The sequence below is a fragment of the Umbribacter vaginalis genome (assembly GCA_001552935.1).
GTDB classification, from domain to species: Bacteria; Actinomycetota; Coriobacteriia; order Coriobacteriales; family Eggerthellaceae; genus Berryella; species Berryella vaginalis.
On the sequence record KQ959713.1, the window covers coordinates 147,132 to 162,129 of the forward strand.

Annotated in this window: 15 protein-coding genes and 2 tRNA genes; 1 reads left to right on the top strand and 16 read right to left on the bottom strand. The window is 46.3% G+C overall.

The features are described from left to right. Positions 1–9 precede the first annotated feature (9 nt). From HMPREF3190_RS06795 to HMPREF3190_RS06830, 8 genes are all read right to left on the bottom strand, one after another. Positions 10–921 (bottom strand): hypothetical protein, encoded by a 912-nt coding sequence (locus tag HMPREF3190_RS06795; protein WP_066781610.1) that lies wholly within the window; start codon positions 919–921, stop codon positions 10–12. Positions 922–1,239: 318 nt separating this feature from the next. Continuing rightward, on the bottom strand, positions 1,240–2,055 hold the full coding sequence (locus HMPREF3190_RS06800) for a UTP--glucose-1-phosphate uridylyltransferase (RefSeq protein ID WP_066781611.1): 816 nt from the start codon (positions 2,053–2,055) through the stop codon (positions 1,240–1,242). A gap of 170 nt (positions 2,056–2,225) precedes the next feature. Further along, complete coding sequence (locus tag HMPREF3190_RS06805) at positions 2,226–2,405, bottom strand: hypothetical protein (protein ID WP_066781613.1); 180 nt, start codon at positions 2,403–2,405, stop codon at positions 2,226–2,228. Positions 2,406–2,495: 90 nt separating this feature from the next. Next, the gene (gene ccsA, locus HMPREF3190_RS06810) at positions 2,496–3,386 is read right to left on the bottom strand and encodes a cytochrome c biogenesis protein CcsA (RefSeq protein WP_449676381.1); all 891 of its coding nucleotides are present in this window, start codon (positions 3,384–3,386) and stop codon (positions 2,496–2,498) included. A gap of 89 nt (positions 3,387–3,475) precedes the next feature. Beyond that, entirely contained in the window at positions 3,476–4,216 is a 741-nt protein-coding gene (locus HMPREF3190_RS06815; protein ID WP_066781615.1) for a heme exporter protein CcmB, read from the bottom strand. Then, positions 4,213–5,025, bottom strand: a complete 813-nt coding sequence (ccmA, locus tag HMPREF3190_RS06820; protein WP_066781617.1) for a heme ABC exporter ATP-binding protein CcmA — start codon at positions 5,023–5,025, stop codon at positions 4,213–4,215. The genes HMPREF3190_RS06815 and ccmA overlap by 4 nt, the downstream gene beginning before the upstream one ends. A 10-nt stretch (positions 5,026–5,035) precedes the next feature. Then, entirely contained in the window at positions 5,036–7,213 is a 2,178-nt protein-coding gene (locus tag HMPREF3190_RS06825) for a heme lyase CcmF/NrfE family subunit (RefSeq protein WP_066781619.1), read from the bottom strand. A 2-nt stretch (positions 7,214–7,215) separates the two neighbouring features. After that, a complete protein-coding gene (locus tag HMPREF3190_RS06830) occupies positions 7,216–7,917 on the bottom strand; it encodes a cytochrome c maturation protein CcmE domain-containing protein (protein WP_449676384.1) in 702 nt (233 codons plus the stop codon). 539 nt (positions 7,918–8,456) lie between these two features. On the opposite strand from HMPREF3190_RS06830, the gene HMPREF3190_RS06835 reads away from it, so the two are divergent. Beyond that, a complete protein-coding gene (locus tag HMPREF3190_RS06835; protein ID WP_449676386.1) occupies positions 8,457–9,335 on the top strand; it encodes an SLAC1 family transporter in 879 nt (292 codons plus the stop codon). A 247-nt stretch (positions 9,336–9,582) separates the two neighbouring features. Here the strand turns inward: HMPREF3190_RS06835 and lgt are convergent, their stop codons facing one another. The 8 genes from lgt to mgtA all read right to left on the bottom strand — a co-directional run bounded on the left by lgt (position 9,583) and on the right by mgtA (position 14,603). After that, positions 9,583–10,401: a prolipoprotein diacylglyceryl transferase gene (gene lgt / locus HMPREF3190_RS06840; protein ID WP_066781624.1), complete on the bottom strand. Its 819-nt coding sequence runs from the start codon at positions 10,399–10,401 to the stop codon at positions 9,583–9,585. 29 nt (positions 10,402–10,430) lie between these two features. Next, positions 10,431–10,504, bottom strand: a tRNA-Gln gene (locus HMPREF3190_RS06845). Positions 10,505–10,527: 23 nt separating this feature from the next. After that, positions 10,528–10,603, bottom strand: a tRNA-Lys gene (locus HMPREF3190_RS06850). 317 nt (positions 10,604–10,920) lie between these two features. Next, positions 10,921–11,061 carry a type II toxin-antitoxin system YoeB family toxin gene (locus HMPREF3190_RS07730; protein ID WP_449676423.1) on the bottom strand — a complete coding sequence of 47 codons (141 nt, stop codon included), beginning with the start codon at positions 11,059–11,061 and terminating at the stop codon, positions 10,921–10,923. Further along, complete coding sequence (locus HMPREF3190_RS07735; protein ID WP_449676389.1) at positions 11,058–11,186, bottom strand: type II toxin-antitoxin system YoeB family toxin; 129 nt, start codon at positions 11,184–11,186, stop codon at positions 11,058–11,060. Before HMPREF3190_RS07735 ends, HMPREF3190_RS07730 begins: the two co-directional genes overlap by 4 nt. After that, positions 11,179–11,427, bottom strand: coding sequence for a type II toxin-antitoxin system RelB/DinJ family antitoxin (locus HMPREF3190_RS06860; protein ID WP_066781626.1), 249 nt, complete (start codon positions 11,425–11,427; stop codon positions 11,179–11,181). Before HMPREF3190_RS06860 ends, HMPREF3190_RS07735 begins: the two co-directional genes overlap by 8 nt. Positions 11,428–11,693: 266 nt before the next feature. Beyond that, a complete protein-coding gene (locus HMPREF3190_RS07740) occupies positions 11,694–12,122 on the bottom strand; it encodes a cation transporting ATPase C-terminal domain-containing protein (protein ID WP_449676391.1) in 429 nt (142 codons plus the stop codon). Between the two features lie 21 nt (positions 12,123–12,143). Next, positions 12,144–14,603, bottom strand: a complete 2,460-nt coding sequence (gene mgtA, locus HMPREF3190_RS06865; RefSeq protein ID WP_449676393.1) for a magnesium-translocating P-type ATPase — start codon at positions 14,601–14,603, stop codon at positions 12,144–12,146. Positions 14,604–14,998: the final 395 nt, after the last annotated feature.

Below are 14,998 nucleotides of genomic sequence, written 5' to 3' on the forward strand. Positions count from 1 at the left end.
GTACCCGTTTCACTCGCTTTTACCCGTATCGTTGCTGTTTGTAGTGCGAACGTCAAGCCCCTGAATACTAGCAGTAAGTGCCGCTGTAAGTGCAGCGCGTGGGCTTTCTGTTACGCGAAAAAATTGCACGCCTAAAGCATACACCTGTTCGACTTGTTTCACAAGTATATCGCTTAAAATCGCAAGTGAACTGGTACGATTACCATTTAAGTTGTTACATGAAGCCAGCGATAATTCACACAGCAATGGTACGTTACATGCGCGTTTTGTTTCCTGGAACAAAGAAATAAGCTTGTCATCGTTATAAGGAACATGCCAACCAAACACCGAAAGTTCTAAATCACAAAGCGATTGAATAAGCGCACTGGTGTCAGGTGAGCCGGCATACGCGTGTGCGCTGACGCTTGCAGCACAGGGCACATCGAGCACTTTTTTTATGCCAACAAGAGCGCATTTTGCTAGTTCAAAGCTTGGAAATCGCGAAAGCAGCACCATGTCAAGCGGAATGTTTTTCAGTGCGCGCGCGATAAAAGCGTACGCGTCGCGCTGCTCGCGAAGCGATGCAGCACTGCTTGCATCAAAGGGAATTTCAAGCGGTGTAATTTCTGCTACCACATGTGTTGGTGATAACTGAGCAATAAGCGCAAACAACTGCTTTGCAAGCCGCTGAGCATGATCTTCACGCACTGCCTGCACCGACAAATAACGTGAAGACAAGCCCTTACACGGTACACACAAACACGCAGCTCCTGCACTTTTCTCAAGACGAAAACGCTGTTCAATGCTTTCACTATCAAGCAGCAACGCGTCTTCTAGCTGCGTTGCAAGCTGTGGAGCAGCATTGCTTTCTGCTGGCGCATGCGATAAATCGGACGACAAAACAAGCGTATCTCGATGAAATCGAAGTTGAATATCAGGCATAAACGCTTCCTTATCTGGTTGTTGTACTGCATAAGCAAGTATAGTTCACGCGAGCATGGTTCATGCAAACGTGTGTTTTTCAAGGACGGGTCGCTCAAGCTCGGGGCGCATAAGCGCAGGTTTTTCGCGCAAAACTCACGAGAAGCAAGGTTTACTCGAGCGCGATTTGCCCGAACGCGCGTCTTCCAAACAAGACCCGCTCAAGCTCGTGTCTTCCAAGCACGATTCATACCAACGCAGTTTCCTCGAACAAAATTTCCTCGCAAGAGAAGCTCTCGAGGGATTTCTCTCAGTCAAAGCAACACGTGGCGCGCGCACTTACTTGCCAAATGTACGCTTATACAACTCGTTATTGGTATGAAGCCAACTTTCAGGCGTACCAGTATCAAAACCCTCGCGCGCGTCAACCACAAGCGCATACATTTCTTCTTCGCGCAGCAAGGCTTCCAGCGCGTCTGTTAGCTGAATTTCTCCACCAACACCTGGTTTTACGTGCGATAACAACTCCATCACACACGGAGTCAGCAAATAGCGGCCAAACACTGCCAGGTGCGTAGGCGCATCTTTCAGTGCAGGCTTTTCAACAAGAGAGTCAATTTTCCACACGTCAGAAGAAAGCTCGGTTCCGCCAATAATGCCGAAACGACTTACTTCTTCATCGGGAACGGGCATAACGGCAATCACACTGGCATTGTGGTGCTGCTCGGAAACACGTTTCATACGCGTAAGCATAGCGTTATCGGGAACAAGCACATCGCCCAGGAGCACGTAAAAAGGTTCGTCACCAACCACATCGCGCGCACAATAAATGGCGTGTCCCAAACCAAGCGGTTCGTCTTGATAGACAAAGCGCACTGCATACGATCCGGCTTGTTCAACTGCGTGCGCATAGGCGGTTTTTCCACGCTGATTGAGCGTATCAACCAAAGCGGTATCAGGCGAAAAGTGCTCTTCGATGGCTTTTTTGTTGCGTGCATTGATGATCACAACTTCATCGGCTCCGCTGGCAAAACCCTCTTCAACAACGTATTGAATGGCCGGTTTATTAACCACCATCAGCATTTCTTTAGGAACTGCTTTTGTTGCAGGCAGAAAACGTGTTCCTAAACCTGCTGCTGGAATAAGTGCTTTCACAACGTTACCTTTCTCTTTTTTTGCGCTTCACGTGGCGCTTCGTGCTGGTTGCACCTTACTGCTTTACAGGGCGCTTCATGATGCGTTTCCTGATGTGCTTCGTAGAGCGTTTGATTTGCTACGGCGCATATCGCCTGCGCTTCTTTTAACCTACGTGCGGTTTTACACAATTACTGTTGCTGCTTGATAAGCGCCTCAAGCGTATCAATATCACGCGAAAGCTTTTGTGTTGTACGGGCAAGCTTTATAACATATACCAGCAATACTACCCAAAAAAGCGCATAAGCTGCAATAATAAATGGCGCTGACGGGATAATAGTACTATAAATATCTTGCAAAATAGGATTCATCTGTTTATCTCCTTGTGTTGTGTTCCCCGTACAAAACTGCGTACGAGGTATAGTGCCAAACTTCCTGCAAAACTGCGTACACAGTAGCAATTAGTCGCATTCAAATTCCTGTTTTAACGCTTCGAGGCGTTGCGTGTTACGTTCAAGCTGATAACGGACAACAAACAGCGCAAACGCAATCAGGAGCATTCCCACCAGCGCAAGTACTGTAATCGCTGCCATATCGGGCGTCATACCGCCCTCACGAATAACAACGGGATGCAAACTCGTAGGAATAAGACGCGTTACCATCATCGTAATAGGCACGTCAATAAAGGCAATGGTACCAATAACGGCACTATACGTGGCACGTTTAAGCGAATCGACAAGCGATGAGCGCAGCACAAAATACGCAATGCACAGCAGCATCAGCACCAAATAGGTAGTAAGGCGCGGATCCCACGTCCACCACACGCCCCATTCAAAGCGCGTCCACAAATCGCCTGTTATCATCGTTAAAATCACGAAGATAAGGGCAATTTCCATCGCAACGGCGGCCGCAGTATCACTTGTAAGCTGGAGCTTCATTAAAAAGCGAATGCTGAACACAAAAACGCCTAGCATAGCAACAAATGACGCGAACGCAGCAGGCATATGGAAGTAGAAGATTTTCTGCGACATAAGCAATTTATTTGCTACCAACTGGCCGCCAATATACTCGAAGCCGTTCACTTGTGCTCCATGAACAGGCGCAACAAAGAAAAATGCCGCTAAAAATGCAAGCGTGGTTGCGATGATGCCAACAATGAGCGCCGATACAGCAACGCGCAATGACATAACGGGGCACGCACCGCGAGGCGTGCGGCGGGAACTGGCGCGCAGCGAAGCAGACGTTTCTTGCGAAGCAGGTACACTACAAGCGGCCGCACCAGAAGTACGGGATGCATGCTCGTGTTCGTTTTGCCTGGAATTCCCCTGGTCACACGATAGTTTTTCTGTCATAGTTCTCCTTATCGTATCCTTCGCATGGATTACTCCACACGTTTCATCATGTGTATTTCAATATCATCGTGCGCACGTGTGTTGTTGCGCTAATTGCTTACCACGTACTCGAATAAAATCCAACAAACTCCCAGCATAATCACATCATAAACAAGGCTTAATCCCACGCCCAAAAGCCACGGCTCAAACCATTCCGCACCACCTGTGCACGCCGCCGCACTTGCCGTCACACAACAATACAGCAAAGGATAAATTAGCGGAATGAACAGCACCGCCAATATAACTTCGCGACCTTGAGCGTCACAGGTGATAGTTGCCAACATAACGCCAACACCTGCCATACCAAGCGTGCCAAGCAAAAGCGGCACAAGGACGGCATAAAGCACCGATGACAAGGGAATAAGCGTCATGAAAAAGAAGAAAAACAAGGGCGCAATAATTACTTCAACGCATGCAATAAAAATGACGTTCGTGCATACTTTGGCGGCGTAGATGATGCTGCGATCCATCGGAACAAGCAAAATACCTGATAGCGCACCGCGTTCTTGTTCGCGATAAAACGAACGCCCTAAACCAAGCAACGAACTGAACACAATAAGCGACCAAAACAAGCCTGCTATTAGGGGCATTAACTCTTTTTGTAAGAGCGTATTTGCAAGCGATGTACCATAGACCACAATAATCAACACTGCATAAATACCCATCGATGTAAGCATGTCGAAACTGGCAAGCTCTTGTTGAATATCTTTGCGAACAAGGGTTTTGAACTGTGAAAACGAAGAAGGTTTCACGCACGCAACGCTGCTTGTGTTGGTAGTATTCCTGCTCATCGTGCACCTTCTTGTCTGCTGCGCTTCGCATTCGCACGACGTCCTTGCGACGGTGCATACAGCGCGCTGAAATCGTCTTTCGTAACAGCCGCCGAATCTTTATACGCATAAATTTCCCCGCGCGCAAGCAGAAGCGACTTTTGCGAAAACGGCGAGATATGGCTAATGTCGTGGCTTACCATCACACAGGTATGATAAGGAACAATGCGCTCAAGCAGCGTATCAAACACGTCAACAGCGTACGGATCAAGCCCGGCATACGGCTCGTCAAGCAGCATAATCGAAGGGTTATGAAGCAGCGCTCGCGCAATTGTCAAACGCTGGCACATTCCTTGCGAAAAAACTTTCAGGCGGTCGTGCTTGCGATGCAATAAGCCCACTTCACAAAGCAAATCGTCAATGCGCTGCTGAGCGTTTTGCACGCCGTACATCCGCGCGTAAAACTCAAGATTTTCCTGCGCCGTAAGATTGCCATACATCATAGGCGTGTGCGAAAGCAAGCCGATACACGCGCGTGCCTGTTCAGCGTGAGTATCAAGAGAAAATCCCTGCACGCTTAGGGTACCGCTTGTTGGGCGCTCGAGTGTTGCAAGCATCCGCAATAAGGTTGTTTTACCTGCGCCGTTAGGGCCAAAAATGCTCACGAACGCACCTTCTTGAACCTCGAAGGAAATGTTGCGCAATACCGTTCGCGATCCAAATTGTTTTGAAACATTGCGCGCACACAACGCTACCGTGCCAGTTGCGCAAGAAGCGTGCGCAGATGTTTCACAAGCTTGTGACGTGCAGTTAGGCTCAGTAGCATTCATGTAATACTCATTACTCTTTGGTATGGGAGTTCACTCCAAGTGATGATAATAATACACCAAAAATGAGCACGTAAAAACCAAGCCACACAGCTGACACAAGCGGATTTACGCGCACATCAAGCGCCAACTGCCCCTGAGCAGACGTTCCGCGATACACCACGAACAAGTCTTCAAGTGGGCTGGATGTAACCGCAGCCGATAATTTTTGCTGGCGCGTAATTTGATCCATTGCAATTGACGGTGCGATAGAATCGATTATCTTGTCGTCTTTAGCCACGTCAAAAAACAGTGTGTAATGCATTTTTCCAGTACGTTCGTTGGTTTGAATGTCGGAGCCCTTGAAGTGCAAATCGTAGCCTTTGATTGTGAAAATATCAGCCGATGTATCTGTTGCACCATCATAGGCCAAATACGACGTTTTTTCGGTAACATACATCGACGAGCCAATAAGACCAATAAGCATAAGTGCAACACCGCAATGAGCAACAAAACCGCCTAGTCGTGCGCAGGTTTGCAGCAGAAACGTTCCACGCGACACAGCATTTTTAGCAGCTTTCCTAGCACGAGCAAGCGCCAAGCTGCGACGCAAAGCACGCACCAAAATAAACAACGAGTTAAAAAACAGCACGCTTGCAATGAAAAATCCAACTACAGCAAGCCCGTTATAATACCACGACGGACCCATTTCACGCATTTCTTGCGCAACGCTTGAACTGGTGTTAATTGTTGCAACATAGCTTGGATAAAGCGTTGTTACAAAATACGCCATCAGCACGACAAACAAAACAACGCTGCACAAAGCAGGAATTTTCGCATCGCGCACAAAGGTTTTGAAGTTGGTTTTTCCCCAACCCATAAGCGGACCAAACGCCATAATAAGCAGGTAGAACAAGCCAAGCGGTCGCGCGATAGCGTTGTATGCAGCTTTTCCTAATGCATCGTGACCGAAAGGCATCCATGCGGGAAGTGCCTGTGAAATGGTCATATACGTAAGCACAAAGGTGAACAGCACCATAATAATGTTATTGAAGTAGAACGCAGCATCGCGAGAGAGCATGTTTTCAACATCATCGGCGCCTGCCGTGTCGGCTTCGTAGCGCTTCCAACGCAGAATAAGCCCCACCAAGCCTGCCAGTACAGCCACGCCAATGAGCAGGCCAAACAAGCCTAACGACACAGGATCGCCCTCGAAAGCATGCACCGATTGCACAATGCCCGATCGCGAAATGAACGTACCAACAATCACAAAACCGAATGCCAAGCACGAACACATAATACCCCAGCGCTTAAACGCGCCTCGTTGGCGGTATACCACAAAGGTGTGAATGAGCGCAACGCCAATAAGCCATGAAAGCAGCGATGCGTTCTCAACAGCATCCCAGCCCCAATATCCGCCCCAACCAAGCACAACGTATGCCCAGATAGCGCCAAGGCCAATGCCGATGCTTAAGAACAACCACGCCACAAACGTAGGACGCAGCGCATGTTCTACCCAACGCTTAGACGCATCGCCCGTTACAAGAGAAGCGATGGCATAGGCAAATGGCACCGTGAAACCTGCATATCCTACGAATAAGGTAGGTGGATGAATAACCATAGCCCAGTGCTCAAGCAGCCAGTTCATACCAAGCATTTGGGCAGAGGCACTCAGTTCACCCTGAGACGTGAAATAACTTGCAGGCGTTGGCGTAAACGGCATATTTGCCTGCGCGAACAGCATAACGCCCAAAAATGCTGCTAGAACAAGTTGCATGCATAGCAAGGCAATTGAATCGAGATGAATGAGCTTACGGCGACGCACTAGAATAATTGCACTTGTGAACAGCGCAATCAGCCACGACCAAAACAGCAGCGAGCCCGAACGGCCAGCCCACAAGCCCGCCAGTTTATACAGCCACGTAAGCGATGTGTCGGACAGCGTGCGTTCGTGCACAACATATTTTATAGAAACATCGCCGGTAAAAAAGCAATAGACGAGCACCGCGCAGCACACAAGCAAGAACACAAACGACAGCAAGCTAGCGGTGTATCCCGCGCACGCCCAGCGCGTGACCTGCTTGTTATATGCTCCTTGCTGGGTGCGCCCAGCGCGTAACACCATAACATGATCGACAACAAAACACAGTACCGATACCAAGACGGCAATAAAAGCGGCTGATAAACCAAGAAATCCGATAAGTGAAAACACGCCTACCCCTTCATAGCGACATCAGTTGCATTAAAATCAAGCTCAGCGGTAAGCGAACCGGTAATCACAAGCGTTGTTCCTGCTTTAATATTTTCCGATAAGGCACCTTTGAACTTCACGTTAATTTCTTCTTTAGTAGCTGGATCAACCAGCACAAAACGATAGTTTGCGTCCACAGGCTGCAAACTGTTTTCTTTTACATCTCCTGTAAGGCGAACGGGCTTATCCTGAACCACCTTGCCGTATTTCAATAAGCGCGAAACACTAAGCGCATCGGTTGAATTCTCATATTTGGACGGGCATTTCGTTACCAACGTTGCACAGTGCAAAATCTGCTGTTCGTCCATGCGACCAGTGCAAATGGCAATAACATCGTTGCCGAATGTTGAAGACACGCCGCCCTCGTAGCGCACGCGCAAGGTATGCTGAGCGCGCGGATCGTTTTGCTTGTCGTAAATAGAAAATTCAAGCACGTTTCCATTAATGGTAAATGAATTATCAACCACATGTCCTTCAACTTGAATTTTTTTGTCGATATAGGTATCCGAGCTTGCTTCTGCAACACTAACGCGCTTAGCTGACGTTGCACCGCCAACAATGGCAAGTACTACAATCAGTACAATAACAATGATGCCAGTAAGTGCTGTAAGGCGCCGCTTCAACTTTGAGTTCATAATCCCCCCGACCATGAAAATACGTGTCAAACGCACTATTTGTTAAGACACAATATTGCTACTATCCATGATACCTGTACTATACCGAACTTGCACATTAGTATTTGTTATAACGACACCTTGATAATAATACGTTACATTGCAGTAATGAAACTGACTGATTGCATAGGAATGCTGGGGTGAGCATGGGAACGCGGGGACTCGGGGGTGAACATGGGAACGCGGGGACGCAGGGGCGAATGCGGGAACGCGGGAATGCTGGGACGCAGGCGCAACGTACACCGTTTCCACGCATTCGCACAGAACATCTACACCGATGAGCCTGCGCTGTTCTAAACAAAAGGAAACCCAGACTGTTGTAAACAGAATGTAAGCCGCGCCGTACAATGCTCGTGCTATACTTCAAAAGATTCACAGTGCATCCGCTGTTATATTGCTGTTACACAGTTACATACGCTGTTACACACAGCTACAAACAATTTCACGCGCTCGTAGCTACAAGAAACCAGGTGATTATTGTGCGCTTTTTGCAACGAATAGAACATACTCCGCTACCACTTGGGGGTGTTATGCTTGCAAGTGCGTCTATCGGAAATTTACTTGCTGCACAAGCGCCATTTGCACAGGGTGTTTTCCTTGTGCTTGCACTTCTGATGTTGGCATGCATCCTTGCAAAATTTATTGCATTTCCTAAAGTAGCGTTCCTCGGTTTAAACGATCGAACCACCATTGCTACCTTTGGTGCGTTCTTTATGGGCGTGATGGTGCTAAGCACGTATGCACGCAGCCTATCTGTGCAATTTGGCTTTGTGGTGTGGGCAATCGGCATTATCGGGCACGGGTGCCTTATAGTGTGGTTTATCATTCGCGCGCTGCGAACGCAAGGACTACTTGATATACATCCTGGGCACTTTGTGCTGCTCATTGGGCCTATTATTGCGTGCATGACCGGAACCACCTACCCCGTTCACGCATTCCTGAACGTGCTTTTATGGGTGATTATTGGAATAACACCGCTGTTGCTTATTGCTGTTGGCGTGCGCAGCGTATGCAACCCTATTAAAAACGAAGCTATGTTCCCGCTGTACTGCATTTATACTGCTCCGCCAAGCATTTGTTTGAACTCGTATATGGTGTTTGAAGCGCATCCCAACGAGCTGTTTGTGACATGCGTATATGGTATTGCGTGCGTGTTGTATATTTTTGCCTGCGGGAACGCTATTCGCTGCTTAAAATTGCGCTTTTACCCAAGCTATGCAGCTATGACGTTTCCGTTTGTTATTTCAGCCACCGCAAGCACAACGGCATCGTTTTTGCTGCCGAATTACAGCGTTATTGGCACCATCGCGAGTGTGCAAACGGTAATTGCGCTAATCATGGTTGTGTATGTAAGCATTCGCTACGCGCAGTTTATTATTGCAGGATATACAGGAGAAACACGCTCATAAGCTGGTAATGCGCTGGCTCGCTCGAGGCGCATTCGAGGCGCGGGTGGATGCGCGGGAACGGGTGCGGAAACGCGAGCGACGGCGCGTACCAGAGCGAGCAGCAGCGCGCGTGATGACGCACATAGACGTGCGGAAACGGATGCGAGTGTTGGTGCAAGAACGAACGGTGCAAGAACGAACGGTGCAAGAACGGACGATGCAAGAACGAGTGGCGCAACCGTTCATGTGGTGCAACCATTCCCGAGCGCTATTCGGGAAGCCCTGCCTGAGGACGCTTAGCGCGCAATGCATGTATCAGCACTAGAATTCCTATAACTATCAGGGGAAATGACAATACCTGTCCCATGGTAAGCCAACCACCATACAAATATCCCAGCTGAACATCAGGCTGGCGAACAAACTCTACTGCCACGCGGCAACAACCATACCACACCAAAAACACGCCCGTGAAAAATCCACGTGGACGAGGAGGCATGCGACGCGCAAGCACCATCAGCACGCAAAACAGCAGCAAGCCTTCAAACGTTGCTTCGTACAGCTGGCTGGGGTGACGCATAACGTTTCCTGCGCTTCCCCCGAAATCGACGCCCCACGGAAGTGTTGTAGGCGCGCCCCACAGTTCGCCATTAATAAAATTGGCAATGCGACCAAAAAAAAGCCCGATAGAGCCGCCAATGCAACCAATATCGGTAAGGGTGGTGTACGGAATACCTGTACGCCATGCAGAAATAATGCCTGATAGCAACGCTCCGCACAGGCCGCCATGAAAACTCATGCCGCCCTCAGAGAGCATAATAATGTGCTCAGGATGCGAAAAATAATAGCCGTCGCCGTAAAACAACACGTAACCAAGGCGTCCACCAATAAGCACGCCAAAGATTACCCAAATCATTATTGTGATAGCCGCATCAGAAGAAAAGCGCAATTTCCAACGCTTCATAATGTAAGAAATAATGAGGCCAGCGCATATAAATCCCGCAATATACGCAAGACCATACCACCGAACAGCAAACGACCCTATACGAAATGCCACAGGGTCAAGAACGTGATACAGGTCGTTTAACATATAAGCCTCAGAAAAAGTTTGAATCGGAATGGCTGGGCCACAAGGATTCGAACCTTGGTAGCTGGCACCAAAAACCAGAGTCCTGCCGTTGGACGATGGCCCAGTGTCCCGTTGAGTGGTGTTAAGTGGTGGGTCGTGGGGGGGTCGAACCCCCGACCTTGGGATTAAAAGTCCCCTGCTCTACCAACTGAGCTAACGACCCAATGCATTAACACGCAAGCAGATATGATAACGGGAAATGACGTGCGCGTCAATCGTATTGCGGTAATATTATTGGAAATTTGTTACTATCCGTAAAAACTACAATTCTGAGCGGATCAGCTAACGTGGGCAAACAGGAACAAACAGCGCGATGGGAGTAATTACTTGGAATGAACTGGCTGCACAAACGAGCGTGTGGAAAAATTATTAGTATTTTCAACTAAAAAAGATGGTGGAATAGATTATTTAGTTAATCGTAGAATTCCATTTTGTTGTAGCAAACAGTTGGACAGATGGCTAGATTGATATTACATATACTTATTTATCTCTATAATGTGATCCGCACTGTGCTACTTCTATACTTCCATTCCTTATGCGATATACAAGACGATTACAATCGTCTATTCTTCTGCTCCAAAAACCTTTTAAATCTCCCTTGAGGGCTTCAGGTTTGCCTATTCCTTCATAACCGTTTCTTTTACAATATCCTGTAGCAGCTGAAGTATACGTTTAATAGTTTTTCTATCCTGCTTCGTCCAATACTCAAAATCCTCCCAGGCTTCATCTGAAAAAATTTTATTCATAATCTACCTCATGTACTTTTCCCTTACCTGCATTGAGCTGGTTGATAGACTCTTTTAGTCTTGCCATATTTTCATCCCTATAAAATGGATCAACAGCTACTTCAAATGGTATTCTTTGCTCATTTGCAAGTTTTGTAAGAAAAATATTTATAGCCGTAGACATATTTAAACCCATAGCTGCACAAGCACATTCAGCCTTCGCTTTGATTGTATCGTCTACTCTAAAATTTACTTGAGCCATACTATTACCCCATTTAACGTTATATTTATAGCATTTACTTTACAACATAAAGTGTTTTATACAATATAACATATAATTAAGAATTCTGCCATTGAAAACAGTGCGGCGTGAATTTTCATTAGTAGCGTCCATATAATGGTATAAAATTCCGAGCCAAAAAGAGCCAAGTGCCCTTCCCTTAGCTATAATTTATTATGCAAAACTATATGCACGATAATGGCCCCAACACAAAGAGGCATTATCGTGCATAAAAATACGTGCTAAACCTAAAGCAACTCACCATAATGGTGAATATACAGTTTTTTGCAAAGCGTTGTGAGCACCATGTACAACAGGACGCATAATGCTAAATACGCAAAGTAGATTAAAGGTAGAGGACACAATCCCAAGACAGCTCCCAATGGCGAAAACGGTATCAGTGTTAAGAAAGCAATAGCGCACGAGGTACACAAAGTAAGTTGCCACGATGCATTACTTTGAATAAACGGTATCTTTGACGTACGAATCATATGAATAACCAGCGTCTGGCTCCACATAGACTCAACAAACCAGCCCGTTTGGAAAAGCATGCAATACGCAGCTCTTACATCTTCAAGTTGCGCGCCGCTATATACACTTGACAAATCCCACCAAACAACACCGCCTGATACGCAAAGAGGGCATATCACTAAAAACATAACAGCAAACGTAAGCACATCAAAGATGGAGCTTATGGGTCAAAAACAGATCATAAATTTACCGATGGATGACGCATTCCACGCACGTGGACGCGCAATCATTTCGCGATCTACACCATCCCACGGAATGGCTGTGCAGGAAAGATCATAAATAAGATTCAGCAAAATAAGCTGGATACTTTGCATAGGTAAAAACGGAAGCACTGCAGAAGAAATAAGTACCGAAAATACATTACCAAAATTAGAAGATGCCGTCATCTTTATATACTTCACCATATTGGCAAACGTTTTTCTACCGCCAATAATACCTTGCTCTAGAACACCGAGATCCTTTTGTAGCAGAATGATATCAGCCGATTCTTTTGCCACGTCAACCGCTCTATCAACCGATATTCCAATATCAGCTTGTTTCATAGCAGCTGCATCGTTAATGCCATCACCCATATACCCAACGGTGTGACCACATTCGCGCAAGACGCGCACAATACGAGCCTTTTGTTCGGGCGTCAGCTTTGCAAAAACAGTAGTTGTTTGCGCGCGTTCAGAAAGCTGTGTATCAGTTAAATCTTCGATATCACTACCTTCAAGAATGGAGCTCACTTCCAAACCTACAGCTTTACAAATGGTACGTGTAACCTGCGTATTGTCGCCCGTCAAAATCTTGGTAGTTACACCATGACTACGAAGAGCTGCAAGTGTAGAAGCAGCGCTTTCTTTAGGTGGATCAAGAAATGCAAGAATTCCTAAAAAACACATCGAACATTCGTCACTAACACTAAACGTACCAACAGGCGATGGATTGTTTTTTACCGCAAGTGCAAGCACTCTAAATCCTTGGTCATTAAGGCAAGATACCATGAATAAAATCTTTGTTTTTACATCAGCAGTAAGATCTTTCACGGCATCTGCATCTCTCACCTGCGTGCAGATTGAAAGCATTTCTTCAACAGCACCTTTAGTAACCATCACCGTAGAGCCTTCAGAACCCCTTACAACCACCGATAAGCGACGACGTTTAAAGTCAAATGGTATCTCATCAAGCTTGGTGTACGCTTCTGACAGATCCTCAAGCTCTTTATCAGCGGATTCTACTTCCTCGGTTTTCTTAATAATGGCTGCATCCATAAGATTTTTATAGCCCGTTTGGAAATAGCTATTAAGATATGCACTTCTTAATACATGTAAGTCATCTTTGCCGTGAATGTTCAAATGATATTCAAGTATGACATCGTTTTGAGTAAGCGTTCCTGTTTTATCGGTACAAAGAATATCCATAGCACCAAAATTTTGAATAGAATTGAGATTCTTTACAATGGTCTGCTTTTTGCTCATTAAAACAGCGCCTTTGGCTAAGCACGTGGTAACAATCATGGGAAGCATTTCTGGCGTTAAGCCTACCGCTACCGAAATTGCAAACAGCGATGCCGCGACCCAATCACCTTTGGTAAAACCGTTGATCATCAATACAATGGGCACCATAACCAGCATAAATCTAATGAGTACCCAACTTACCGCGTTAACGCCTTTTGCAAAGCTTGTTTGGGGATCTTTTTCGTCCAGCGCACGAGTCATGCTTCCAAAAAGCGTATGGATGCCGGTAGACACCACAATTGCCCAACCGCTTCCAGATATAACATTTGTCCCCATAAAAGCAATATTGACGTAATCAGTTACACTCGCTTGGTGTGCTTGTGTTGCGGCAATTTTTTCTGCAGGTTCGCTTTCACCCGTTAAAGATGCCTGATTAACAAACAAATCGTGAGTTTCGATGAGGCGAACATCAGCAGGTACCATATCACCCGTGCTTAAATAGATAAGATCTCCTACAACTAATTCGTCCAAAGGTATTTCACGCGCAGCAGTTTCGCGGTGCGCCGTCTGTTCATTTGTAGGTTGGTCTGTATCACCTTTACGAAGCACAGAACAGGTAGTCTTAATCATCACCATAAGCTGATGAACGGCATTATTGCTTTTACGCTCTTGAATAAAGCGCAGCAATCCCGAAATGGTTACCATAACAACAATAATGACAACTGTTGTGTAGCTGCAATTATCGGGCGTCTGACCAAACATCGAAAGCAGCGGAAATACAACATCGTTAAGTCCAGATATAATTGCCAATACGCACAATATAGCGGTAAAGGGATTGATAAACGCTTCTATAAGTTGATGAACGAGGCTTTTTTCGCGTTTATGCGTAATGTAATTGGTGCCGTAACGCGCGCGATGACTAATAACCTCGCGCTCAGTTAAGCCTTCTTGCGAGCTTTGTACATAGCTCAACACCGCAGTTTTACTGTGCGTAGCCGCAAACGTAAGACGCTCTTCGTGCGAAACTTCTACCGTATTTTTCTGAGATGAGCCACTACTATCAAAAGGCTTATGCTTTGAAATACTTACATGAGTATCTTGAGATGAAAATGTTTGAGATGACGATAAGGTCTTACGCGTATTAGTGCGCGTATTAGTACGCGTAACAATGCTCCAGATGTTCTTCATAAACATCAACTCCCCTGTCACATATATATGTGACCATCAGGCAAAGATGAGATATATGCACTTCTTTGCAACTATTTATACGTCTACTTCGACCGCAAGAGCAACTATGACTGTTGCTTTTACTGTGACCAGCACCGTGTGCGTCCATACATCCCACCTCCTTATAGTTGATGTATAAATTAAGTTTGTTGCAGGCGCAAAGCACCCACCAAAGCAAGGCTTGCACGGGTAAACATAAGCCGAACACCACGTGCAAAACAAACACACTCGTTATACCTTACTTAAAAATAATTTACAAGGTTGAATTTTTATTTATAAAGGCGCTTATAGAAACGTTTGCTCGGGGGCTCAGGTGCGCTCTGTTGCATCGTTAAGCGTTACTACAGCTTTACCCC